Genomic DNA, 22,863 nt, shown 5'->3' on the forward strand with positions numbered 1-22,863 from the left:
CCAGGAGGAGGTTCGGTGGTCTTCAAGCGGATGATGCAGGCGATGGGTGTGGGCGGGCCGTCCGTGGAGACGGTGCTCGCGAACCCCAACTGCCGGCCCGGCGGCTACCTGGAGGGCCAGGTGCACGTCATGGGCGGGGACCACGCCGTCGACATCGAGTACGTCGCGGTCGGCCTGATCACCCGGGTCGAGGTGGAGAGCGGCGACAGCGAGTACAACACCGACCAGGAATTCCACCGTCAGCGCCTGACCGGCTCGTTCAAGCTCGACGCGGGCGCGCGCTACGACGTCCCCTTCCGCTTCGACGTGCCGTGGGAAACCCCGATCACCGAGGTGTACGGGCAGCACCTGCACGGGATGACCATGGGACTGCGTACGGAGCTCGAAGTGGCCCGGGCGGTCGACAAGGGTGACCTGGACGCCGTGGCGGTCCACCCGCTGCCGGCCCAGGAGCGGATCCTCGACGCGTTCCTGCGGCTCGGCTTCCGCTTCAGCCGCGCCGACGTGGAGCGCGGCCGGGTGTACGGCGTGCAGCAGACGCTCCCGTTCTACCAGGAGATCGAGTTCTACCCGCCGGCCCAGTTCGCGCACGGCATCAACCAGCTCGAGGTGACCTTCATCCCGACGCCGCAGCAGCTCCAGGTGGTGCTGGAGATCGACAAGCGCGGCGGGCTGTTCACCGAGGGGCACGACGCCTTCGGCCGGTTCGATGTCGACTACCGGACCGTCGACCAGATCGACTGGACCGCGCAGCTCAACGGCTGGCTGCAGCAGTCCGCCCAGCGCCGGGGCTTCTTCTAGGAGAACCCGGGGGCTACAGCTCCAGGAGGACGGTTCGGGGGCCGACGTTGACGCTTTCGACGAGCATGTGGGTGCGGAAGCGGCCCGTCTCGACCGGGGCGCCCCGGGCGCGCAGGGCTTCGACGAACGCGGTGAACAGGGGTTCGGCCAGTTCGGCGGGGGCCGCGGCCGACCAGGTGGGGCGGCGGCCCTTGCGGGCGTCGCCGTACAGGGTGAACTGGCTGACCACCAGCAGGGGCGCGGCCAGTTCGGCGGCGGAGCGTTCGTCGTCGAGGATGCGCAGGTCGTGGACCTTGCGGGCCAGGGTCGCGGCCAGCGCCGGGGTGTCGGTGTGAGTGACGCCGAGCAGGACGAGCAGGCCGTCCTCGATCTTGCCGACGACCTGCTCGTCCACGGTCACGCTGGCCCGGCTCACGGTCTGGATCAAAGCCCTCATCGCGAGCGACGATAGCGGGTCAGTCGACCGCCGTGCTGCTCGCGTCGCTCGTGTAGGTGTTGTCGGCCGGGTCCAGGGCGCCGGTCGTCGCGTCGCCCATGGTGGTCGGGGCGACGCCCTCGCCGTGCCGGGCCCGGGGGCGGAAGCTGTTCGGGCCGGCCGTACCGCCCGTGGTGGTCATGATGCCGCCGTCCGCGGGCGGCGGGCCGCCGTTCCTGAGCTGCTCCGGGTCGGTGCCCGCGGCGATGGTGCTGGACAGGCCCGGGTCGTCGTCGCCCCGGTCCGGGCGGGTGTTGCTCGGCACGTCCCGGACGGCTTCGGTGTCGTAGTCGCTCATGGTGGCAGGGTTGCCCGTACGGGGCGGGGGCAAACCGGGGTTGGCCGCCGCCCGCGGGGCCGACATCATGGTCGGATGTCACGGGGACTGCGCTACGTCGATGCCGTCCGACTGCTCGACGGGGCCGGCCCCGCCGCCAAAGCCGTCGACGACCTTCTCGGCGGGCTGCTGTCCGTCGCCACCGCCGGCGGCTCCGAGGTCGCGTTGTCGCTGTTCGACGCCAAGACCGAGATGGTCCGGCTCGGCCGGGAGGTGACCGGCAGGCTTTCCGACACCGTACGGGGACTGTCGCGCCACGACCGCAGCAACCGGCTCCAGGCCGCGCACGGCGTGCTCGTGCTCGCGGCGTACTTCGAGGTGCTCGACGAGGTGGTGGTCGCCGGTGGGGTGGGCTCGCCCGAGCTGACCCGCGACGAGCAGCTCCGGCTCGCCACCGGCACCCGCGTCGACGGGAACTGGCTCGAGCACCTGCTCACCGCGGCGATCCCCGTGCCCTCGGCCGAGCTGGCCGAGCGGGACCTGTTCGCGGGCCTGACCCACTATTACGTGGCTGCGAGCGTACGGCTGCATCAGTTTCTTTCGGGTCTTGCCGTGTGGGAGGGCGCGAGTGACGCGGACCGGCTCGCCGCTCAGCGGCTGGTGGGGCAGGAGTTGCCGGCGAGGGCGGTGCGCCGGTATGAGGAGATGAGCCGGCGGCTGGCTCTGGACGTACCCGAATTCGGGATCTGGATGCAGCGGACCGAGTCCCGGGCCATCGGGCAGAGCCTGCGCGAGCTGCGGGAATTGCTGGAGCGCTCGGATTCCGGGCGGCGCGCCGAGGGCAGGCGGGCCGCGCTCGCGGCGGCCTACCGGGCCGACCTGGCGCAGCCGGTGGTCCGCGGCGATGCCGGCGACGTGCGCGTGCCGGCGCTGGGGGAGGCCTACCTGGACCCGCGGTTCCGGGTCCGGACCGCGACGCCCGGCGCGAACCCGGCGGAGGAGTCGTGGTGGACCGGCGACGTCCGCGACGACCTGGCGGCGTTCCTGGCCCGCTACCTGACCACGCCGCGGGCCGCGGAGGCGCCGATGGTGCTGCTCGGCCAGCCGGGGGCGGGCAAGTCCGCGCTGACCCGGGTGCTGGCCGCCCGGCTGCCGGCCGCCGACTTCCTGGTGGTCCGGGTGGTGCTGCGCGAGGTGCCGGCCGAGGCCGAGATCCAGGACCAGGTCGAGCTGGCGGTCCGCGCGACGATCGGGGAGAGCGTCGCGTGGCCGGAGCTGACCCGGGCGGCCGAGGGCGCCCTGCCGGTGCTCCTCCTCGACGGGTTCGACGAGCTGATCCAGGCCACCGGCATCCACCAGTCCGACTACCTGCAGCGGGTCGCCGCCTTCCAGCAGCGCGAAGCCGTCCTCGGGCGGCCGGTCGCCGTGGTCGTCACCAGCCGCCTCGCCGTGGCGGATCGCGCCCGGCTGCCCGGCGGCGCGCTGGCCGTACGGCTGGAAGGCTTCGACGAGGCGCAGGTCACGGCCTGGCTGGCGACGTGGAACCGCGGGAACGCCGGCGTCGGCGGTTACCGTCCGCTGCCCGCCGGGGTGTTCGACAGCTTCCCCGACTTCTGCGAGCAGCCGCTGCTGCTGCTCATGCTCGCGCTCTACGACGCCGCCACGCACGCGTTGCAGGAGGACCGTACGCTCGGGCGGGCCGAGCTCTACGAGCGGCTGCTGGGCAGCTTCGCCGAGCGGGAGGTACGCCGGCTGCACCCGCGCGCCCCCGAGGCGGTCGTGCCGGAACTGGTCGAGGACGAGCTGGTCCGGCTGTCCGTGGTGGCGTTCGCGATGTTCAACCGGCGCCGCCAGTCGGTCACCGAGCGGGAACTCGACGCCGACCTCGCCGCGCTGGGCCTGACGGCGGTGCGGCCGGGGCACACCGAGGCGTTCCACCGGCCGCTGACCGCGGGGGAGGAACTGGTCGGCCGGTTCTTCTTCATCCAGCGGTCGCGGGCCACCCAGGACGACCGCCTCCAGCAGACGTTCGAATTCCTGCACGCCACCTTCGGCGAATTTCTCGTGGCCCGGCTCGTGGTGCGTGCGGTCCGCGAGGTCACCGCGCGGGCGGCCGTCGCGCGACTCCCGCTCAGCGGCGGGCAACGCGACGACGGGCTGGTCCGTACGCTGCTGGGATTCTCGCCGCTGGGCACCCGGGCGACCGTGCTGCCGTTCGTCGCGTCGATGCTCGCCGGCGAGGACCGCGTGGCGATCCGCGCCTGGCTGGTGGACGCCTTGCGGGCCGCGCTGCTGCGACCGGGGTACCCGGCGCACGAGTACCGGCCGGTCGACAAGCGGATCGACCATGCCATGGCGACGTACTCGCTGAACCTGGCGTTGCTCGCGCTGGCCTGCGGCGAACCGCTCCGGGCCTCGGAGATCTACGTCCACGCGGCGGACCCGGCCTTCTGGTTGCACGCCGCCGCGCTGCAGTGGGAGGCGGCGGTCCCGTCGGGCATGTGGCACGAGCTGGTGGCCACGCTGACGGTGATCCGCACCTGGGACGGTGACCGCCGGGACCTGGTGCTCGACCCCACGACCGAGCGCCGCTTCCCCGCCGTCGACGTCGACTGGCTCGCCGCGGACGCCGCGGTGCCGTACGACCGGATCGCCAACCGCCTCCAGCTCACCGTCGACACCGGGGCCGACCTCGTGCGGCTGGCCGCCGAACCGCTCGCCCGCTGGGTGCCGGACGCCGTCACGACCGTCGTACCCGTCGGCGGCGACCGGTCCGGCACGGTCGCCCACTGCCTCACCCGCGTCTGGGTCGACTCGGCCCGCCGCGCCGACGACCTGGCGGCCGCGTACGAGCCGGCGATGGCGGCGGTCTTCGGCGGCGGCGCCGAGCAGTCGGCATCCCAGCTCCACTTCGGCCGCTCGGCGCGCATGCTCCTCGGCATGCTGGCGCGCGACGCGGGCCGCCTCCCGGTCGAGGACGTGCTGGCCTGGCTGCGGCTGGTCACCCGCAGCACCTACTTGCGCCGCGCGGTCCCGGAGGTCCTGGAATGCCTGGCCGCGGTGCGGACCCCGGACGGGCAGGCGCTGATGAGCGTCATCGGCGAGATGGACCTCCGCCGCCTCCGGCTGGCCCCGGTCGACCAGCTCCGCGCGCTCGCAGCCCTGGCCGGCCTCGACGGCGCGGTGCCGCCGGCCCGGCTGCTCAACCTGCGCGGCCACCTCGTCCCGGACCCGGCCGCGACGCTGGCCGACCCGGACGCCCGCCGGGCGCTGGAAGCGGACCGGACCCTGGCGGCGGGGGTGGAGCGCGCGCTGGCCCAATAGCCGGCGTCGGTGTCGCTTCGGGTCCGAACGGCCTAGCTCGCCCTGGAGCGCGGCCCGCGTGGTCACCCGTCAGGCAGGCAGAAGACCGGCCTCGGCGAGCCGGCGCGCGGCTACCGCAACGTGCTTGTCGGTGAACATCCGGGCCTTGCGCAGGCTCCAGGAGGCGACTCGCTCGGCAAGAGCGCCATGATCGGCCGTCTCCGGCTCGTGGCCGGAAGCGAAATGCACCGTGGCGAGAAGTTCCAGGCTGTATGGGGTTTCGAAACCGTCGACCAGTTCCAGCAGCGTCGTGAGGCGGCGAAGGCCGGCAGGCTCGTCCTGGAGGAGCCGCTCGGCCTCCTCGACACTTTCTCGGACAGGGTTGATCGGGGCGAATTCGGTCACCCGCGCCGATCTGTCGCCGAGCCCGTTCAGGTGGTGCCCCTCCAGCATGTCCAGGGTGCGGCTCAGCGCAGGGGCATACGGCCCGTAGGTTCCCCGGACGAAGGTCAGGCGGAGGGGAGCCCCGAGCACTTGGAGGAAGTAGGCCAGCTTCTGGATCTCGAGCTCACTGACGCCGTCCCGGACTTCCTGGAGCCGTGCGCGTATCAGGTACCGGCTGATGGTCGTCAGCAACAGGGCCCGCGACGGGTTGAGAGGTGGTCGCGGCATGGCGTTCGGCATCGCTGTCGGTGACGGGGCGCCCTCCGGCGGATAGACCACCACGCGCACCCCGGGCATCCGGTCGGCGGCCCGCTCGATCAGCGGTCGTACGTCCTCCCAGGCCAGGCCGCCGTTCCCGCACCCGAGTGCGGGAATCGCGACCGAGGTCATCCCTCGGTCGAGCACGGTCGCGACCAGCGACTCCAGGCCGGCTGCGATGTCCTCGAGCCGGGAGTCGTCTCGCCAGTGCGACTTGGTCGGGAAATTGAGGATGTATCGTCGCGGGCCCAGGACACCCGTGTCGAAGGCCCAGACCACCCCGAGTTGGACCTCACCCCGGGAGCAGGCGGCCCGGTAGGCGCGGAAGTTGGCCGGGAAGGCCCGCTTGAACTGGAGTGCGATGCCCTTGCCCATGACGCCGACCGTGTTGACCGTGTTGACGAGTGCGTCGACCTCGGCCGTCAACAGGTTGCCCGAGCCCTCCTCGATCACCTTGCTCACCTCCGTCCGAACCCGTAGTACCAGTGGGGTCTGACGACAATCCGCTCTCCGAGAGCATGATCCATAAGTAGTTTACCGACTTGAGACCTGACCTGGTTGTTGTGCACCCCTACCCATCGGACGAGCGTCAAGGGCAGCGAGCGGTGCACGAGAAACTCGGCCTGACGTCGTCGCTGGCGGTCGGGGTCTTCGGGAGTGTTGTTCCAGCGTTCGGCGCCCATCAGCTCCCAGTCGACCATCCGCGCCATGTCGTTCAGGTCCGACGTGAATTCGCTGGTCGCAGTCGCGGCGTTGCCATCGGTGGCGACCCACGTCAGTCCGGCTTCCACCACGGCCTTCACGGTGGTGACCAGGTAGACCAGGGGTAGGTCGCCGCCCTGGTACCGACCCGGCACGCTGTCACGATGGTCGCACGCGATGCGGTACATCATGGGCGAGCGAGGTGCGAAATAGAACGGTACGTAATCACCGACATGGCCCGCCGGGGGGACTGGAATGGTCCGTTGCCGCCGCGCCTCCTTGATGTCCGCCGCGCCGACCTCTGATCGCGTCATGCCACGCCGCGCTACGACGTCGCAACTCAGGCAGCCGGCATCCCGGATGGCGGTCACGTTGTCGACGTGTGTGAAGTGGTACAGCCAGCGGTCGACGGTGGCTGGTACGACTGCGTCGGTCATGCTGTAGTTGGTCTCCGAATCCCCGAACGGCCGCGACGGCCGGTGGCGGGAACAGGATGTCATCGACGGAGCGTGCTGAGCCGGCGGCGCGGCGGCGCCTTCACGAAAGACAGGAATCGATCATGGCCATCGCCCTCCCGATCGGAGAAGAAGCGAACGAGCTGCTCAATCAGGACCCTCTCGCCCTCCTCGTCGGGATGGTTCTGGACCAGCAGATTCCGCTCGAGAAGGCGTTCAGTTCGCCGTACGTGCTTGCTCAGCGGCTCGGGCACCCGCCCACCGCGACCGAGCTTGCCGGGTTCGATCCTGATGCGCTTGTCGCGATCTTCGCCGAGCCGCCCGCGCTGCATCGTTTTCCGAAGGCGATGGCCGGACGGGTGCAGGAGGTGTGCCGGGTCATTGTGGGCAGCTATGACGGTGACGCTGCGAATCTGTGGCGGGAGGTCGCCGACGGCCGGGAGTTGGTCAAGCGGATCGCCGCGCTGCCCGGGTTCGGGAAGCAGAAGTCGCAGATCTTCGCCGCTCTGCTCGGGAAGCAGTACGGCGTGCGGCCCTCGGGGTGGCGGGAGGCGGCCGGCGGGTACGGCGAGGAGGGGGCGTATCGGTCGGTGGCCGACATCGTCGACGGGGATTCGCTTGTGCGGGTGCGGGCGTTCAAGAAAGAGATGAAGGCGGCGGCGAAGGGTGCGACAGCAGGGTGAGGACGTCGCCCGCCGGGAGGGGCTGCGCGAACAGGTAGCCCTGGCCGATGCCGCAGCCGAGGAGTTGCAACTCGGTGGCCTGCTCGGTGGTCTCGATGCCTTCCGCGACCGTGGTCAGATGCAGGGCGTGGCTGAGGCGCAGGATCGCCTCGGTGATGCCGGCGCCCTCCGGGGTGCCGTTCAGCTCCGCCACGAAGCTGCGGTCGATCTTCAGGATGTCGACCGGGAGCCGGGTCAGGTAGTGCAGCGACGAGTAGCCGGTGCCGAAGTCGTCGATCGCCACCCGGATGCCGTGCTCGCGGAAGGCGGCCAGCATGGTGATCCCCGCGGCGTCGTCGACCAGGGCGGACTCGGTGATCTCGAGGACGAGCCGGGCCGGGGGCAGGCCGGTGGCGGCGAGGACCGCCAGGACGTCCTGGAGCAGGGTGGGCTCCTGGAGCTGCCGCGGCGACAGGTTGACGCTGACGTACGTGTCCGCGCCCCACTCCACGACCTGGGCGCACGCCTCGCGCAGGACCCACAGGCCGAGGGCGCTGATCGAGCCGTTGCGTTCGGCGATCGGGATGAACCGGGCCGGTGACACCGTGCCGTGGGTGGGGTGCTGCCAGCGGACCAGCGCCTCCACCCCGATCGGGCGGCCGTCGGTGAGGTCCACCAGGGGCTGGTAGAGCACCGTCAGCTCGCCGCGCTCCACCGCGCCGGCCAGGTCCTCGCCGAGCTGGGCGTCGGCCGCCCGGCGGTCGGTCATCGACGGGTCGTGCAGCTGGACGCCGTGCGTACCGAGGTGCTTGGCCTGGTACATCGCGATGTCGGCGCGGCGCAGGAGGTCCTTCGGGGTGTCGCCGGGGCGGGCGGTGGTCACGCCGACGCTGGCGCGGATCGGGACGCTGTCGTCGCCGAGGCGCACCGGGGAGGCGGCTGCCGCCGACACGACGCGCTGGGCCGCGGCGATCGCGGTCTCGGCGTCCGGGATCTCGGTGAGGAGCACCACGAACTCGTCGCCGCCGATGCGGGCGGCCACGTCGTCGGCGCGGACGGTCGCGCGGAGGGTGTGCGCGAACTCGGTCAGCACCGTGTCGCCGGCGGCGTGCCCGTACGCGTCGTTGACCAGCTTGAAGTCGTCCAGGTCGATGAGCAGCAGCGCGATGTCCGCCCGGCGCCCGACCGTCCCGGCGAGCCGGGCGTCCAGGCCGGCCCGGTTGACGAGCCCGGTCAGCGGATCGTGCAGGGCCATCTGCCGCAGCTCGTTCTCCCGCTCCCGCAGCTTGGTCTCCACCGCCTGCCGGCGCGCGATGTCCCGGCGCAGCGCGGCGGTGGCCACGTCGACCCTGGTCATGGCCCGGTTCCGGGCGCCGGTGAGCAGTCCGATCAAGGCGGTCAGCAGCAGCGTGATGGTCAGCGCGACGGCCCAGGTGGAACCCACGATGCCGCGTTCGGTCTCGTCGAGCATCTGGGCGCTGGGGTGCACGTGCAGGGTCCAGGTGCGCAGCCCGGCCGCGACGACCGACGTCCGGTCGAGGGCGGCCGACGGCCGGGACTCCCCGGTCGCCTCGGCGACGGCCCGGTCGCCGGTGCCGGACGGATCGGACAGCTCGGCGGTCACCGCGCCGTGCGCCTGTTCCCGCAGCGTGTCGTTGAGCAGGTCACCGCCGTGCACGCTCATGATCAGCCAGGCGCGGAAGGTGCCCCCGACGAAGTACACGGGTACGGCGAAGGTGAACGACCGCTGTTGCGCCGCGGCCGGCCGGTCCCGGTCCTCCGGCACGACGTACGCCGGGCTGACCGCGAACCCGCCCGAGGCCCGCGCGTCGTCGAGGGTGGCGACCGCCTCGGGCGCGACGCTCAGGTCCAGGCCGGCCGTCAGCCGGGTGCCGTCGAACGAGCGGGTGAACACCGTGAAGGCGTGCTCGACCCCCGTGCCGATCGGGCGGAGCCGCAGGTCGGCGACCCCTTGGCCGCGCCAGTAGCCGCCCACCGCGGCGACGTCCCCGTCCGGCGCGGGGACCACGAAGGCGAGGGATCTCGCGCCGGGCATGCGCCGGTTGCTCACCTTGGCGGTGATCCAGTTGAAGTCGGCGGCGGAGAGGTCGCTCTGGGCGCCGAGGGCGATGGCGACGTCGGTGAGCGTGTCGGCGTACCGTTGCAGCTCGGTGTTGATCGCCCGGGTGAGGTCGGCGGTGTAGCGATCCATCAGCTGGGCGGCGTAGCGCCGCTCGTCGGCGCCGACGTTGCGGGCCGCGCCCCACGAGGCGAGCGTCCCGACGAGGGCGACCACGACGACGAGCGCGATGCCGGCCCACCGGCGTCGCTGCAACAAGGAGGTCGCCCGCACGGCCTCTAGATCGGTCGGCGCGCGGCGTACTGAAACACTTGGCGACGACCGGAGGCCTGCGTCGAAACTGGTCGGCGCCCCCCTGTCGGTGCAAGGATGAGCCGGTGAAGAAGCAGCCGGAGCGGCCGGTGCTGATCACCGACGCCGCCCGCAGCCAGAACGACCAACTCCGCAGCCGGGAGATCCGCTACGTCTCGATGATGGCGCTGCGCGCCGCCTGCCTGATCGTCGGCGCGATCCTGATCAGCGTCCGGCCCCCGCTGCTCCCGCTGTGGCTGACCCTGTGCGCGGCCGGCATGGTCTTCCTGCCCTGGGCGGCGGTCCTGATCGCCAACGACCGCCCGCCGAAGAGCCGCGCGAACCCGCCCGCGCCCCGGCCCGCGCCGGCGCCGCGCGCCCTCGACCAGCAGCCGGACCCGCAGCCCACGACCCCCCGCACCATCGACGTCGAGCCCACCTGAACCGCCGGCCGAGCTGCCTACTCACGGCCGCGCGGCTGCCTTCTCAGGGGCGCGGCTGCCTTCTTAAGGCCGCGCGGGCGTCTCTCAGGGCCGCGCGGGCGTCTCTCAGGGCCGCGCGGGCGTCTCTCAGGGCCGCGCGCCGACCCGCTGCACGGCCGCCGCGCCGAGTGCGGCGCCGGCGGCGAGCGCGGCCTGCGGCTCCGCGCCGGAACACCATGCCTCGAGCAGGCCCGCGGCGAAGGCGTCACCCGCACCGGTCGGATCAAGCGACCGTACGCGGACACCCGTCACCGACCGCAACACCCCGTCCCGGATCTTCCAGACGGCGCCGTCCCCACCACGCTTGACGACCACGTTCCGGGCATAGGCGGTGAGGAACCCCGCCTGGTCCTCCGGCCGGCCGGGGCCGGCCAGCACGTCCGCCTCGTCGGCGTTGCAGAGGAGCAGGTCGGCTCCGCGTACGAGCTCGAGAAAGTCACCCACCTGCCGCAAGGGCGCCGCCGAGGCCGCGTCGACGCTGGTCGTCAGGCCCCGCTCGGCGGCCGCGGCCAGCGCCGCCAGCCCGCCCGGCCGGGAGCCCGGGTGGAGCAGCGGATAGCCGGACAGGTGCAGGTGGCCGGCGTCGCCGGCGCCCTTGACCGCGGCCGCGACGTCGGCCGGGTCCAGCAGCACCGCCGCGCCCCGGTCCGTGATCATGGTCCGTTCGTCGGGGGTGCTGAGCACGACCACGCTCCCGGTCGCCGCGTCCGGATGGCGCCGGACCTCGCAGCGCACCCCCGCGTCCGTGAGCTCGGCCACCCGTTCCCGGCCGGCCGGGTCGTCGCCGACCGCCGCGACCAGGGTCACCGCCGCGCCGGCGTGGGCAAGCCAGGCGGCCGTGTTCGCCGCCTGGCCGCCGCCGCCGACCCGGATCCGGGCGTCGGTGTCCGACCCGGCGGCGAGCGGGCCGGCGCGCACCACCAGGACGTCGGTCACCAGATCACCGACGACGATCACCCCCGCACTGGAGCGCCTCATCCCGATTGCCTCATCCCGGCAGGGAGAAGCCGAGCGCCGCGTGCGCCGGGGTGGCCGCGGCGGCGATCTGCGCGGCCAGCGCCGCGTTGCGCAGGATGATCCGGACGTTGACCTCCAGGCTGCGACCCTCGGTGCTGCTGTGGAAGTGCGCCAGCAGGAACGGCGTCACCGCCTTGCCGGTGACGCCGTCCCGCGCCAGCAGCTCCAGGCCCTCGGCCAGAGTGCGGTCGTGCAGGGCCGGGTCGAGCTGCTCATCGGCCGGCAGCGGGTTGCCGAGCACCAGCGCGCCGGCGCCGACGCCCTGCTCCTCGCGGGCCGCCATCACCGCCGCCACCTGCGCGGGGGAGTCGAGCTGCCAGTCCACGTCGAAGCCGCCGTCGGTGACGAAGAAGCCGGGGAAGCGGCGGGTGCCGTAGCCGGCCACGGACACGCCCAGCGTCTCGAGGCGCTCCAGCGTCGCGCCCACGTCGAGGATCGACTTGACGCCGGCGCACACCACCACGATCGGGGTGCGGGCCAGCGTGGTCAGGTCGGCGGACTCGTCGAACGTCGCGCTCGCCTCCCGGTGCACCCCGCCGAGGCCGCCGGTCGCGAACACGCCGATGCCGGCCGACGCGGCCACCGCGCTGGTCGCGGCGACGGTGGTGGCGCCGTCCGCGCCGGACGCGGCCGCGACGGCCAGGTCCCGGACGGAGAGCTTCGCCACGCCGTCCGCGCCGGCCAGGTGCTCGATCTGGGCGTCCGACAGGCCGACGATCAGCTCGCCGCCGATCATCCCGATCGTGGCGGGGACGGCGCCGTTGTCGCGTACGGTCCGCTCGATCTCGCGGGCGACGCGCAGGTTGTCGGGGCGGGGCAGGCCGTGCGAGACGATCGTGCTCTCCAGCGCCACCACCGGGCGGCCGTCGCGGCGGGCCCGGGTCACGTGATCGCCGTAACGGATGGTGAAGCGGCCCACCGGCCGCGTGGAATCGGTCACGATGGCAACGGTACGGCGCCGCGCGGGGCGCCCGTCGTTGGACCGACCAGGCGTGAGGTGCCAGACTTGCGGGTTGGAGCTTCCGCCGCGGAGACCGGGGGGCACGCGGCAGCAGTCACACCGACGAGAGCTTTGACACCGACGAGCTTGGACCCTGACGAGAGGCAGATGCTGTGAGCACGCAGATCCTCGAGCGCCCGGAGACGAAGGACGCCGATACCGGGCCGGAGATGTTCCACTACGTGCGCAAGGAGAAGATCGCGGAGAGCGCCGTCATGGGCACCTTCGTGGAGGCGCTGTGCGGGGAGAAGTTCCCGGTGACCAAGTCGCCGAAGCCGGGTTCCCCGGTGTGCCCGCAGTGCAAGGAGATCTACGAGTCGATGCAGGTCTGAGCGAGGAGAACACGCCGTGACGGGAAGCTACAGCCTGCTCGTCGCGGACCTCGTCGGAGTGGCGGTCTTCGCGGCCTCGGGCGCCGGAGCGGCGGTCGCGAAGCGGCTCGACGTGTTCGGTGTGGCCTTCGTCGGCTTCGTGGCGGCGCTGGGCGGCGGCATCCTGCGCGATCTCGTGATCGGCGCGGCGCCCCCGCTCGCCTTCTCCGACTGGCGGTACGCGGTCACCGCCGTCGCCGCCTCGCTGGCCGTGTTCCGCTTCCACCCGCAGCTCAACCGGCTGCGGCGCGGCGTGCTGCTCCTGGACGCGGCGGGCCTGGGCCTGTTCACGGTCACCGGCACGGTCAAGGCCCTCCACGCGGGCGTACCGCCGGTGGGCGCCTGCCTGGTGGGGATGCTCACGGGCATCGGCGGCGGCGTGGCCCGCGACCTGCTCACCGCCGAGATCCCGGCGGTGCTGCAACGCGACATCTACGCGGTGGTGGCGCTCGGCGGTGCCGTCGCCGTCACCGTCCTGAGCTGGCTGGGCGTCGCCGATCCGGTCACCCTGGTCGCCGCGGCGGCGGGCATGACGGCCGTACGCCTGCTCGCCCTGTACCGCCGCTGGTCCGCCCCGCTGGCCGTGCCGTAGCCGTGGTGCGGGCGGCCTCCGCCGCTATGCTGGGTTCCGCCCCCGCGGCATTCCGCGGGGGCGTTTGTGTGACTGGCGTTGTGTTATGGAAGGGATCGCCGCAGCTTGAGTCCGCCGTTGCCGAACCTCGAGACCTTCCCCCCGCTGCGCGACTGGCAGCGCAAGGCGCTGGTCGGTTACCTGCGCAAACGGTCGCCCGACTTCATGGCCGTGGCGACCCCGGGCGCGGGCAAGACCACCTTCGCCCTGCGCATCGCCGCCGAGCTGCTCAACGACGGCACGGTCGAGGCGGTCACCGTGGTCTGCCCCACCGAGCACCTGAAGACCCAGTGGGCGAACGCCGCGGCCCGGGTCGGGATCCAGCTCGACTCGGCGTTCCGCAACTCGGACGTGCACACGGCGCGCGACTTCCACGGGGCTGTGCTCACGTACGCCCAGGTGGGCATGGCGCCGGCGGTGCACCGGCGGCGCACGATGACCCGCCCCACCATGGTGATCCTCGACGAGATCCACCACGCCGGTGACTCGCGCACCTGGGGCGACGGCGTCAAACAGGCCTTCGACCAGGCCGAACGCCGGCTGATGCTGACGGGGACGCCGTTCCGCTCGGACGAGAACCCGATCCCCTTCGTCGAGTACGAGCGCGGCGGCGACGGCCTGCAACGCTCCCGCTCCGACTCGGTGTACGGCTACAGCGACGCCCTGCGCGACGGCGTCGTCCGGCCGGTGATCTTCCTCGCCTACTCGGGGGAGACCCGCTGGCGCACCAACGCGGGCGACGAACTGGCGGCCCGCCTCGGCGAGCCGATGACCAAGGACCTCGTCGCGCAGGCGTGGCGTACCGCCCTGGACCACCGCGGCGACTGGATGCCGCAGGTGCTGCGGGCGGCCGACGCCCGGCTCTCCCGCCTCCGCTCGCACGGCATGACCGACGCCGGCGGCCTGGTCATCGCGAGCGACCAGCAGACCGCCCGGGCGTACGCGAAGCTCCTCGACGAGATCACCGGCGAGAAGGCCGTCGTGGTCCTCTCCGACGACCAGGGCGCCTCGGCCCGCATCGCCCAGTTCGCCCTCTCCGAGCAGCGCTGGCTGGTCGCGGTCCGGATGGTCTCCGAGGGCGTCGACATCCCCCGCCTGGCCGTCGGCGTGTACGCCACCAGCGCCTCGACGCCCCTCTACTTCGCCCAGGCGATCGGCCGCTTCGTCCGCGCCCGCCGCCAGGGCGAGACCGCGACCGTCTTCCTGCCCAGCGTCCCGCACCTGCTCGGCCTCGCCAGCGAGATGGAGGCCCAGCGCGACCACATCCTGGGCGCCCCCAAGGACCCGGACGGGCTCGACGACGACCTCCTCGAGCGCGCCCAACGCACCGAGGACGCCGAGGGGGAGCTGGAGAAGCGCTTCGAGGCCCTGTCCGCGACGGCGGAACTCGACCAGGTCATCTACGACGGCACGTCCTTCGGCACGGGCGCCCGTACGGGCACACCCGAGGAGGAGGAATACCTCGGCCTGCCCGGGCTGCTCAGCCCCGACCAGGTCGCCGTCCTGCTGAACAAGCGCCAGACGGAACAGCTCGCGGCCCAGAAGAGGGCGGCCGCGTCGGCGTCCAGGGAAACGGTCCCGTCACCCCGCGAACCCGTGGTGACGATGAGCGCGGCGGAACGGCGGGTCGCCCTGCGCCGGCAGCTGAACACGCTCGTGGCCGCTCACCACCACCGCACCAACCTGCCCCACGGCAAGATCCACGCGGAGCTGCGGCGGCTGTGCGGGGGGCCGCCGAGCGCCCAGGCGACGATCGAACAGCTCGAGGAGCGGATCGCGACCATCCAGACGTTCTGAGCGCGCCCCCAAGCGCCCGGGAGGGCGCGGGCGGTCCTGGGCGGCGTTCCGGGCCGGCAGGTCCGGGACGGAGCCGCTGAGCGGCTGCGCCGGGGCCGCAGGGCCGTGGACGGGTGCGTCGGCGTCCGTGGGCGGGTGCGGGGTGCTCGCAAAGCACGACGGCTCGGAGGCCTCTGCGGGCGTCTCCGCCGCGTTGCGCACGTCCGGCATGTTCGGCCAGCCGGGCAGCCGGGCAGCCGGCCGGGCAAAGGCGGCCGGCGGCCCCGGTGGCGGAGGCAGTCGGCTGGTCCGGGCGCGGGAGAGCCGATGGGCACGGTCGGGAGAGCCGATGGGCGCGGGGTCGGGAGAGCCGACGGGCGTGGGGTCGGGAAATCCGACGGGTGCGGGGTCGGGAAATCCGGCTGATGCGGGCGCGGGCAGGCGGCGGGTGGGTTTCGGGGACGGGAAAAGGGCGCCCCCACACCGGGACGCCCTTCCGTTGCCTATCCGGGGATTAGTTGGAGTTAGACATCATTTCCGCGCCGCGCCACGTGAACTCGGGGTCGGCCGCGTACTGAACCGCGATCTTCACCAGGTCCTCGGCGTACCTGTTGGCGTGGTGTCCGCAGAACACCAGCTCGCTGCCACCAGCCAGAGTCAAACGGAGCTTCCCGGCTGCATTGCAGCGGTCGCACCGTTCATCGGCTGCTGTTCCGGCCACGCTTCCCGCCGGCGGCGTGAGAGTCGGGGTCATCGCCTTCCTCCTCTGGTCGTCACCGATGAACATGTTCCTCGGCTACTGCTCACCCATCGTGCAACACCCTTGGCCGTTGCAGCCTTCCCACTGTGCCCTGGGGGGACCCAAGTCACACGTGGTCCGGCTAGTGTGCCGTGCCCCAAGGGTGCCACGTCAACGATCACTTCTGCACAACGGTCTGATGACCACCCGATGATGTACGGGTGGTGACGAAAAGGGCACGCAATGTTGACTGAATGGCGGGTTCTCCCGTATTGATCAAGTGTCCGTGTCCAGTACCTGACAGCGGATCTTGAGCCCCGCTTGAGCCCGGGTTCCGCCGGCGGCGGGTGCACGGGGCACCACCGCCGGCGGGATGGCCGGGATCAGTCGAGGTAGTCGCGCAGCACCTGGGAGCGCGACGGGTGCCGCAGCTTCGACATCGTCTTCGACTCGATCTGGCGGATGCGCTCGCGGGTCACCCCGTACACCTGGCCGATCTCGTCGAGCGTGCGCGGCTGCCCGTCGGTGAGGCCGAAGCGCAGCCGCACCACGCCCGCCTCGCGCTCGGAGAGCGTCTGGAGCACCTGCTGGAGCTGGTCCTGGAGCAGCGAGAACGACACCGCGTCGACCGCGACGACCGCCTCGGAGTCCTCGATGAAGTCGCCGAGCTGGCTGTCGCCCTCGTCGCCGATGGTCTGGTCCAGCGAGATGGGCTCCCGGGCGTACTGCTGGATCTCCAGCACCTTCTCCGGGGTGATGTCCATCTCCTTGGCCAGCTCCTCCGGGGTGGGCTCGCGGCCCAGGTCCTGGAGCAGCTCGCGCTGGATGCGGCCGAGCTTGTTGATGACCTCGACCATGTGCACCGGGATGCGGATGGTGCGGGCCTGGTCGGCCATGGCGCGGGTGATGGCCTGGCGGATCCACCAGGTGGCGTACGTGGAGAACTTGTAGCCCTTGGTGTAGTCGAATTTCTCGACGGCGCGGATGAGGCCGAGGTTGCCTTCCTGGATCAGGTCGAGGAACGCCATGCCGCGGCCGGTGTAGCGCTTGGCCAGCGAGACCACGAGGCGCAGGTTGGCCTCGAGGAGGTGGTTCTTGGCGCGCTCGCCGTCGCGGCCGATCCAGCGCAGGTCGCGCTCGAAGTTGCGGTCGAGCTTCTCCTCGCCCTCGTCGCAGGCGCGCAGCCGCTCGGCCGCGTACAGCCCGGCCTCGATGCGCTTGGCGAGCTCGACCTCCTGCTCCGCGTTCAGCAGGGGGACCTTGCCGATCTGCTTCAGGTAGGCGCGGACCGAGTCGGCCGAGGCGGTCAGCTCGGCGTCGCGGCGGGCCTGCTTGAGCGCCTCCGACTCCTCGTCGTCCCACTCGAAGTCGCCGTCGGTGGCCGAGCTGGCGGCGTCGGTGGCGGCGGCCTGCACCAGGGCGGGCGGCTCCTCCACGACGACGTCCTCGATCTCGGCGGCGAGCTCCTCGGGATCGATCTCCTCGCCCTCGGCGGGCCCCTCGCCCGGAGCGGCCGCCTTGGTGGCCTTGGTCGCCTTCGCCGGACCGGCGGCGGCCTTCTTCGCGGGGGCCTTCTTGGCGGCCACCTTCTTCGCGGCCGTGGCCGGCGTGGCGGCCGGGGCGGCGCCGCCCTCGGCCTGCGCCGGCGCGGGAGCGGCCTTCTTGGCCGGGGCGCGGGTCGCCTTGGCGGTGGTGGCCTTCGAGGCCGGCGTCGCGGCCCGCGCGGCGGCCACCCGGCGGCGGGTGCTCGCCGAGCCGTCCACGACGACCGTGACGCCCGCGTCCACGAGGGCACGGAGGATCTTCTTGGCCTGGGCCGGTGTCACCTCGGCGGACTCGACCGTCTGCACGACCTCGGCCGACGTGATCTGCCCACCCGCACCCTGCGCGTGGGCGATCAGGGCCTCGGTGAGAGAGCGAACGTCGGCACCGGTCTGGTGGGCTTCTGTCACGAATGACCTTCCGGAGGGCGATGAAACACGGCCATGGGCCCGGCGCAGCACGCGGCGGAACGGGGCTGGCCGGTGTGGTGTGGGAGCCCGCGGGACGCGGACGGGCTTGCGGGCGGGTGTCCGTGAAGCGTGGGCAGGGGTGAATTGTAGCGCCGTCCAGCGAGATCCTCCCGCCGCAGCACGCCGCGGGGGGTCGCCGACCTCTCTTCGGGCGCCGGGCGGGAGAATGGTACCGGCTGAAAGGGCGGTGTGGGGTGGCTGAGAAAGCCGGGGTATCGACGCCGGAGGAGTTGCTGGCGATCGCCGTACGGATCGCACGGGAGGCCGCGGGGACGGCCCGGCGCATGCGCGCCGAGGCGATCACCGACGTGCAGACGAAGAGCACCGACACCGATGTGGTGACGGCGGCGGACAAGGCCGTGGAGCGTCAGGTCGTGGAGGCGCTGCGGCGCGAGCGGCCGGGCGACGGCGTGCTGGGTGAGGAGTACGGCGACAGCACCGCCGCCACCGGCGGGGTCCGCTGGATCCTCGACCCGATCGACGGCACGGTGAACTACCTCTACGGCCTGCCGCAGTACGCGGTGTCGCTGGCCGCCGAGGTGGACGGCACCGTGGTGGCCGGGGTGGTCCGCAACGCCGCGACCGGCGACGAGTGGACGGCGACCCTGGGCGGCGGCGCGTGGCACGGCGACCGGCGGCTCGGCGGCTCGGCGCGCACGACGCTGGACCAGTCGCTGGTGGCGACCGGGTTCGGTTACGACCCGGCCCGGCGGGCGCACCAGGGTGCGGTGCTGGCCGGCCTGATCACCCGGGTGCGCGACATCCGCCGCTTCGGCGCCGCCTCGCTGGACCTCTGCATGGCGGCGGAGGGCAGCGTGGACGCGTACTTCGAGAAGGGGCTCAACGCCTGGGACCACGCGGCCGGCGGGCTGGTCGCCACCGAGGCGGGGCTGGTGGTGTCCGGACTCGACGGTCATCCGGCCGGCAAGGACATGCTCGTGGCCGCCCCGCCGGCCATCTTCCCGGCCCTGCACGACGCGCTCGTGGAGCTGGACGCGGCCGGCGGTCCCTGAGCCCGGCGGCCGCCCCGCACCGGTCAGGAGTCCTTCTTGTCCGGTGCGGCGCACGCGCCCGGCGGGAGCTGCGGCTCGCCGAGCTCCACCAGCGACTGGTTGACCTCGGTGGTGGTGGCGAGCTGCTGGAACCGGCTGCCGATGACGATGTCGACCACGGCGCCCTTGCGCTTGGGGTTGTACTGCACGTCGGCCTGGTTCAGGAAGTACGCCCGCAGCAGCCACGCCGAGCCGACCGCCTCGGGGCCGTACCGCATGACCGCGACGCCGTCGGTCTTCTTGTTGTTCTCCGCCGGAGGCTGGGTCTTGAACCGCCGGTTCTTGAACTCGTTCGTGACGTTGTCGGCGCGTCCCTGCTGGTCGGTGCCGTTGTAGACCTTGACGGTCACCTGCTCGGGGTCGTCCGGCAGCGTAATGTTCGCCAGGACCGAGCCGTCACCGCAGCCGCCGTCGGCCACCGCGCCCCGCTGGGTGTCGCGGACGAGGGCCACGACGACGAAGACCACGGCGGCGACGGCGAGAACGCCGACCACGACGAGCGCTCGGACGCGCGCAAAGCTCATGGGTGGAGAACTCCCCGGTCAGGTGGCAGAAGGGTCTGCCGGTGAGGTTAGCGTCTGGCAAGCGCGCGCGCGGAAAGAGGGAATGTTTCCGGCGCGGCGACGATGATCTACGCGCTGGGGCCCCTACCTTGATGTCGCCTCAGTCACATCGGGAACAATTGGCCGCCTGCGGACGTACAAGCGTCCCACGAGGGCGGTAAGGTGCCGCGTTTGCCGGGGCAGTTTCACGAGGGGGTGGGGGCGCCTCGGCGGATGGTCGTTCCCTGCTGTTCGGGCCGGGAGAAAAGTCCGTCACAACGGGAACCGAAACGTCGTCGCCGGCGTTACTTACGCCAAGTGACACATCGATACAGGAGAGTGAAAACCGATGGCCACCGACTACGACGCTCCGCGTCGCGACGAGGTCGACCTCGGCGAGGACAGCCTCGAGGAACTCAAGGCCCGCCGCGCCGACTCGCAGTCGGGCGCAGTGGACGTCGACGAGGTCGAGGTGGCGGAGAGCTTCGAGCTCCCCGGTGCCGACCTGGCCGACGAGGAACTGACCGTCAAGGTTCTGCCGATGCAGACCGACGAGTTCCGCTGCGCCCGCTGTTTCCTCGTGCATCACCGCAGCCAGCTGGCGGTCGAGCGCAACGGGGAACTGATCTGCCGCGAGTGCGCCTGACCGCGTCCTCGCCGCAGGAACCACCCGGTCGTCGTCGACGGCCGGGCGCCGCGTGACCCTCCGGGACCCGTCCCGGGGACGTGCGCGGCGTGTGACCCGTGTGCCCGCCTGATTCACTGGATACAGGGGTCTTCGACGGCAGACGTAACGGGGAGGTCGACCACCATGAGCCGCCCAGACGAGAACTCGGCACCGACCGCAGAGCCGGGGCGTGAGCTCATGAAGGTCGACCCGGCGGGAACGCCGGAGCAGGTCACGGAGGACGCCGAGATCGGTGCCACCGTGGCCGCGCTGACCGCCGACGACTTGGCGCCGGAGAAGCGCCGGCACCTGCTCGGCCGCCTGGTGGGCGACGTGCGCCGGCGGGGGCTGGGCCAGCTGTTCCGGCCCCGGGCGGCGATGCGCTGGATGGCCGATGTGGTCGCCGACGTCGCTCCGCACGTACCGGTCCGTGACCTGGCGACGCTGCGGCGCCACCACGACGGCCTCGACGGCGACGAGCTCGCCGAGCGTCTCATCCGCAACGCCGCCCGGGCTACCGCCGGGGTGGGTGCGGCCGGTGGCGGCGTGGCCTCGGTCGAGTGGGCCGTCACGCCCACGCTGCTCTCGGCGCCGGTGCTGCTCGCCGCCGAGACGGTGGCGGTGGTCGCGGTCGAGCTGAAGCTGATCGGCGAGCTGCACGAGGTGTACGGCGTCCCGGTCGCCGGCACCGCCGGGCAGAAGGCGGTGGCGCTGGTACAGGCCTGGTCCGGCCAGCGCGGGGTCAACCCGTTGGTGCCGGGCGTCGGCGTGGCGACGGTGCTGGGCACGGCGGCCCGCAAGGAGTTGCAGGGCACCCTGCTGCGCCGCTTCGGGCGCAACCTGACCACGATGGGACCGCTGCTGACCGGCGCGGCCGTGGCCAGCTACCTGAACCGCCGGGCGACCCGCTCCCTCGGCGACAAGCTCGTCAAGGACCTGCGCAAGAAGCGCCCGATCAACCCCGCTTAGCCGCCAGCAGGGCGGTGGCCAGCTCGACCGGGTGCCGGGTGCTGATCACCCAGAAGGGTGTCGGGTCGGCCGGGTCGTCGAGCACCACCTGGACCGCGCCCTTGATCCAGGGTCGCTGCACCACGAACGCCAGCGGATGCGATCCGACGCCGAGCGCCTCGCGCTTGCCGTCCGCGTCCAGCGCCAGCACGTCCCCGATCGCCCACAGCGGCAGCCGGGCGTCGTCGACCTGGAACTCCGTCGCCGTGACCGCCACCCGGAGCCGTCCCAGCCGCCACGGCAGCAGCGCCGACAGCGGGAGCAGGACGGCGAACGGCACCCATGCGCGCAGGCCGTCGCTGCCCATCCAGATCTCGGCCGCGAGCAGGGCGGCGACGCCCGCCGCGGCCGGCCACATCCACCAGGGCGCGCGCAGGCGTTCGGCGTACGCGGTGGGTCCGGCCGTGCGTGCGGAGGCCTCGGATGTCACGCTGGTGAGGGTACGGCGCGCCTCCGTCCCCGGCCACGGCAGGATGGCAGGGTGGGTGCCGCCACGAACCGCTCGACGTGAGGACTTCCGCCCGTGGACATCCAGGTCCGTCTCCTCGACCCCGGCCTGCCGCTGCCGGCGTACGCGCACCCCGGCGACGCCGGCGCCGACCTGTACGCGGCCGAGACCGTGGAGCTGCCCCCGGGCGCGTGGAAGTGCGTGCCGACCGGGGTCGCGATCGCCCTCCCGGACGGCTACGTGGGCCTGGTGCATCCCCGCTCGGGGCTGGCCGCTCGCCTGGGCGTGACGGTGCTGAACGCGCCCGGTACGGTCGACGCCGGTTACCGCGGCGAGATCCTCGTCAATCTGATCAACCACGACCGGGAACACAGCGTCAAGATCTCCCGGGGGGACCGCATCGCCCAGCTGGTCGTCCAGCGGGTCGAGCGGGCCGTGTTCCACGTCGTCGAGGAGCTCGGCGACAGCGCGCGCGGTGCCGGCGGCCACGGTTCCACCGGCGGTCACGGCGCCCTGCCGCAGCAAGGTGCCGGGCCGGGCACCCCGCCGGTGGAGGCGCCGGCGCAACAGCAGTTCTAGATCGGGAAGGTGGCAAGCAGATGTTCTCCCGCAAGCGCGGAGGCCCGCGGCACGTACGCCCGGACGACGCGCCGCAGTCGGCGGCACTCGCCCAGAGCATGGGTGATCTCCCGCCGGCGCCCGACTTCGGCCCCTGGGACAGCGCGCAGGCGCCCGGCGGGATCCAGCGCCTCGACCTCGGCAGCCTGCTGATCCCCGCGGTCGAGGGGGTCGAGGTGCGGGTGCAGGCCAACCCGGACGGCGGCGTCGAGCAGATCGTCCTGGTGCACGGCAACAGCGCCCTCCAGCTGGGCGTCTTCGCGGCGCCGCGGAGCGAGGGCATCTGGGACGAGGTGCGCGAGGAGATCGCCACCGCGATGAAGTCCGACGGTGCCGCCCCGCGCGAGGTGGACGGGCCGTACGGCATCGAGCTGACCGCGCGGGTGAACACGCCCGACGGCCCGGCCGACGTCCGCTTCGTCGGCGTGGACGGCCCGCGCTGGATGGTCCGCGCCCTCTATCAGGGCCTGGCCGCCGCGGACCCGTCCCAGGAGGGCGTGCTCGGCGACTGCCTGCGCGGCCTGGTCGTGGTCCGGGACAACGAGGCCCGGCCGGTGCGCGAGGCGCTGCCGCTGCGGCTGCCCCGGGAGATGGCCCAGGCGGCCGAGGAGCACGCGCACGACCACCATCACCACGAGGATCCGACGCCGCCGGACGTGGCGCCGAACCAGCAGGCGCCGGGCGTCAACGGGCGTCACGCGCGCTGAGCCCGGGCGGTTGATCGAATTCGCCCCCGGTGACGTGGGTCACCG

At 72.6% G+C, this 22,863-nt stretch carries 23 protein-coding genes; 12 read left to right on the plus strand and 11 right to left on the minus strand.

Annotation, left to right across the window (positions count from 1 at the left end):
- Positions 1 to 15: 15 nt before the first annotated feature.
- The gene (locus tag CLV70_RS25465) at positions 16 to 801 is read left to right on the plus strand and encodes a sporulation protein (RefSeq protein WP_106129123.1); all 786 of its coding nucleotides are present in this window, start codon (positions 16 to 18) and stop codon (positions 799 to 801) included.
- Between the two features lie 13 nt (positions 802 to 814).
- On the opposite strand, the gene dtd is transcribed toward CLV70_RS25465, so the two are convergent.
- The gene (gene dtd / locus CLV70_RS25470; protein ID WP_106129124.1) at positions 815 to 1,237 is read right to left on the minus strand and encodes a D-aminoacyl-tRNA deacylase; all 423 of its coding nucleotides are present in this window, start codon (positions 1,235 to 1,237) and stop codon (positions 815 to 817) included.
- Between the two features lie 19 nt (positions 1,238 to 1,256).
- On the minus strand, positions 1,257 to 1,574 hold the full coding sequence (locus CLV70_RS25475; RefSeq protein WP_106129125.1) for a hypothetical protein: 318 nt from the start codon (positions 1,572 to 1,574) through the stop codon (positions 1,257 to 1,259).
- A 75-nt stretch (positions 1,575 to 1,649) separates the two neighbouring features.
- On the opposite strand from CLV70_RS25475, the gene CLV70_RS25480 reads away from it, so the two are divergent.
- Positions 1,650 to 4,877, plus strand: coding sequence for an NACHT domain-containing protein (locus CLV70_RS25480; protein WP_106129126.1), 3,228 nt, complete (start codon positions 1,650 to 1,652; stop codon positions 4,875 to 4,877).
- Between the two features lie 69 nt (positions 4,878 to 4,946).
- Here the strand turns inward: CLV70_RS25480 and darG are convergent, their stop codons facing one another.
- Together darG and darT are read right to left on the minus strand one after the other, a co-directional pair.
- On the minus strand, positions 4,947 to 6,020 hold the full coding sequence (gene darG / locus CLV70_RS25485) for a type II toxin-antitoxin system antitoxin DNA ADP-ribosyl glycohydrolase DarG (protein WP_211303877.1): 1,074 nt from the start codon (positions 6,018 to 6,020) through the stop codon (positions 4,947 to 4,949).
- Entirely contained in the window at positions 6,017 to 6,697 is a 681-nt protein-coding gene (gene darT, locus CLV70_RS25490; RefSeq protein ID WP_158277827.1) for a type II toxin-antitoxin system toxin DNA ADP-ribosyl transferase DarT, read from the minus strand. Before darT ends, darG begins: the two co-directional genes overlap by 4 nt.
- A 122-nt stretch (positions 6,698 to 6,819) precedes the next feature.
- Between darT and CLV70_RS25495 the strand changes: the two genes are divergently transcribed.
- Positions 6,820 to 7,398 carry an HhH-GPD-type base excision DNA repair protein gene (locus CLV70_RS25495; protein ID WP_106129128.1) on the plus strand — a complete coding sequence of 193 codons (579 nt, stop codon included), beginning with the start codon at positions 6,820 to 6,822 and terminating at the stop codon, positions 7,396 to 7,398.
- Here the strand turns inward: CLV70_RS25495 and CLV70_RS25500 are convergent.
- The gene (locus CLV70_RS25500; protein WP_106129129.1) at positions 7,352 to 9,730 is read right to left on the minus strand and encodes a putative bifunctional diguanylate cyclase/phosphodiesterase; all 2,379 of its coding nucleotides are present in this window, start codon (positions 9,728 to 9,730) and stop codon (positions 7,352 to 7,354) included. The two genes, CLV70_RS25495 and CLV70_RS25500, sit on opposite strands and share 47 nt — an antisense overlap.
- A gap of 104 nt (positions 9,731 to 9,834) precedes the next feature.
- On the opposite strand from CLV70_RS25500, the gene CLV70_RS25505 reads away from it, so the two are divergent.
- A complete protein-coding gene (locus tag CLV70_RS25505; protein ID WP_106129130.1) occupies positions 9,835 to 10,191 on the plus strand; it encodes a DUF3099 domain-containing protein in 357 nt (118 codons plus the stop codon).
- Between the two features lie 126 nt (positions 10,192 to 10,317).
- Here CLV70_RS25505 and CLV70_RS25510 read toward each other — a convergent pair whose 3' ends face one another.
- Together CLV70_RS25510 and CLV70_RS25515 are read right to left on the minus strand one after the other, a co-directional pair.
- On the minus strand, positions 10,318 to 11,208 hold the full coding sequence (locus CLV70_RS25510; protein WP_106129131.1) for a carbohydrate kinase family protein: 891 nt from the start codon (positions 11,206 to 11,208) through the stop codon (positions 10,318 to 10,320).
- A gap of 10 nt (positions 11,209 to 11,218) precedes the next feature.
- Positions 11,219 to 12,166, minus strand: a complete 948-nt coding sequence (locus tag CLV70_RS25515; protein WP_106129272.1) for a pseudouridine-5'-phosphate glycosidase — start codon at positions 12,164 to 12,166, stop codon at positions 11,219 to 11,221.
- 194 nt (positions 12,167 to 12,360) lie between these two features.
- Between CLV70_RS25515 and CLV70_RS25520 the strand changes: the two genes are divergently transcribed.
- The 3 genes from CLV70_RS25520 to CLV70_RS25530 all read left to right on the plus strand — a co-directional run bounded on the left by CLV70_RS25520 (position 12,361) and on the right by CLV70_RS25530 (position 15,046).
- Complete coding sequence (locus tag CLV70_RS25520; RefSeq protein WP_106129132.1) at positions 12,361 to 12,579, plus strand: DUF3039 domain-containing protein; 219 nt, start codon at positions 12,361 to 12,363, stop codon at positions 12,577 to 12,579.
- Between the two features lie 16 nt (positions 12,580 to 12,595).
- The gene (locus tag CLV70_RS25525; protein ID WP_106129133.1) at positions 12,596 to 13,210 is read left to right on the plus strand and encodes a trimeric intracellular cation channel family protein; all 615 of its coding nucleotides are present in this window, start codon (positions 12,596 to 12,598) and stop codon (positions 13,208 to 13,210) included.
- Between the two features lie 105 nt (positions 13,211 to 13,315).
- Entirely contained in the window at positions 13,316 to 15,046 is a 1,731-nt protein-coding gene (locus CLV70_RS25530) for a DEAD/DEAH box helicase (RefSeq protein WP_106129134.1), read from the plus strand.
- 493 nt (positions 15,047 to 15,539) lie between these two features.
- Here the strand turns inward: CLV70_RS25530 and CLV70_RS25535 are convergent, their stop codons facing one another.
- The gene (locus CLV70_RS25535; RefSeq protein WP_106129273.1) at positions 15,540 to 15,779 is read right to left on the minus strand and encodes a DUF7455 domain-containing protein; all 240 of its coding nucleotides are present in this window, start codon (positions 15,777 to 15,779) and stop codon (positions 15,540 to 15,542) included.
- Between the two features lie 368 nt (positions 15,780 to 16,147).
- Positions 16,148 to 17,716, minus strand: a complete 1,569-nt coding sequence (locus tag CLV70_RS25540; RefSeq protein ID WP_106129135.1) for an RNA polymerase sigma factor — start codon at positions 17,714 to 17,716, stop codon at positions 16,148 to 16,150.
- Positions 17,717 to 17,970: 254 nt separating this feature from the next.
- On the opposite strand from CLV70_RS25540, the gene CLV70_RS25545 reads away from it, so the two are divergent.
- Entirely contained in the window at positions 17,971 to 18,789 is an 819-nt protein-coding gene (locus CLV70_RS25545; RefSeq protein ID WP_106129136.1) for an inositol monophosphatase family protein, read from the plus strand.
- A 23-nt stretch (positions 18,790 to 18,812) separates the two neighbouring features.
- Here the strand turns inward: CLV70_RS25545 and CLV70_RS25550 are convergent, their stop codons facing one another.
- Positions 18,813 to 19,352, minus strand: coding sequence for a LytR C-terminal domain-containing protein (locus CLV70_RS25550; RefSeq protein ID WP_106129137.1), 540 nt, complete (start codon positions 19,350 to 19,352; stop codon positions 18,813 to 18,815).
- Positions 19,353 to 19,719: 367 nt separating this feature from the next.
- Here CLV70_RS25550 and CLV70_RS25555 point away from each other — a divergent pair, with 367 nt between their 5' ends.
- Both CLV70_RS25555 and CLV70_RS25560 read left to right on the plus strand, forming a co-directional pair.
- Positions 19,720 to 20,016 (plus strand): DUF4193 domain-containing protein, encoded by a 297-nt coding sequence (locus tag CLV70_RS25555; RefSeq protein ID WP_023561654.1) that lies wholly within the window; start codon positions 19,720 to 19,722, stop codon positions 20,014 to 20,016.
- A gap of 219 nt (positions 20,017 to 20,235) precedes the next feature.
- A complete protein-coding gene (locus CLV70_RS25560) occupies positions 20,236 to 21,006 on the plus strand; it encodes a hypothetical protein (protein WP_106129138.1) in 771 nt (256 codons plus the stop codon).
- Here the strand turns inward: CLV70_RS25560 and CLV70_RS25565 are convergent.
- Positions 20,993 to 21,475, minus strand: coding sequence for a DUF3093 domain-containing protein (locus CLV70_RS25565; RefSeq protein WP_106129139.1), 483 nt, complete (start codon positions 21,473 to 21,475; stop codon positions 20,993 to 20,995). The genes CLV70_RS25560 and CLV70_RS25565 overlap by 14 nt on opposite strands.
- A 93-nt stretch (positions 21,476 to 21,568) precedes the next feature.
- Here CLV70_RS25565 and dut point away from each other — a divergent pair, with 93 nt between their 5' ends.
- Together dut and CLV70_RS25575 are read left to right on the plus strand one after the other, a co-directional pair.
- The gene (gene dut / locus CLV70_RS25570) at positions 21,569 to 22,072 is read left to right on the plus strand and encodes a dUTP diphosphatase (RefSeq protein ID WP_106129140.1); all 504 of its coding nucleotides are present in this window, start codon (positions 21,569 to 21,571) and stop codon (positions 22,070 to 22,072) included.
- Between the two features lie 20 nt (positions 22,073 to 22,092).
- Entirely contained in the window at positions 22,093 to 22,818 is a 726-nt protein-coding gene (locus CLV70_RS25575) for a DUF3710 domain-containing protein (protein WP_106129141.1), read from the plus strand.
- Positions 22,819 to 22,863 lie beyond the last annotated feature (45 nt).

The organism is Pseudosporangium ferrugineum, from assembly GCF_003002065.1.
Classification (GTDB): Bacteria; Actinomycetota; Actinomycetes; order Mycobacteriales; family Micromonosporaceae; genus Actinoplanes; species Actinoplanes ferrugineus_A.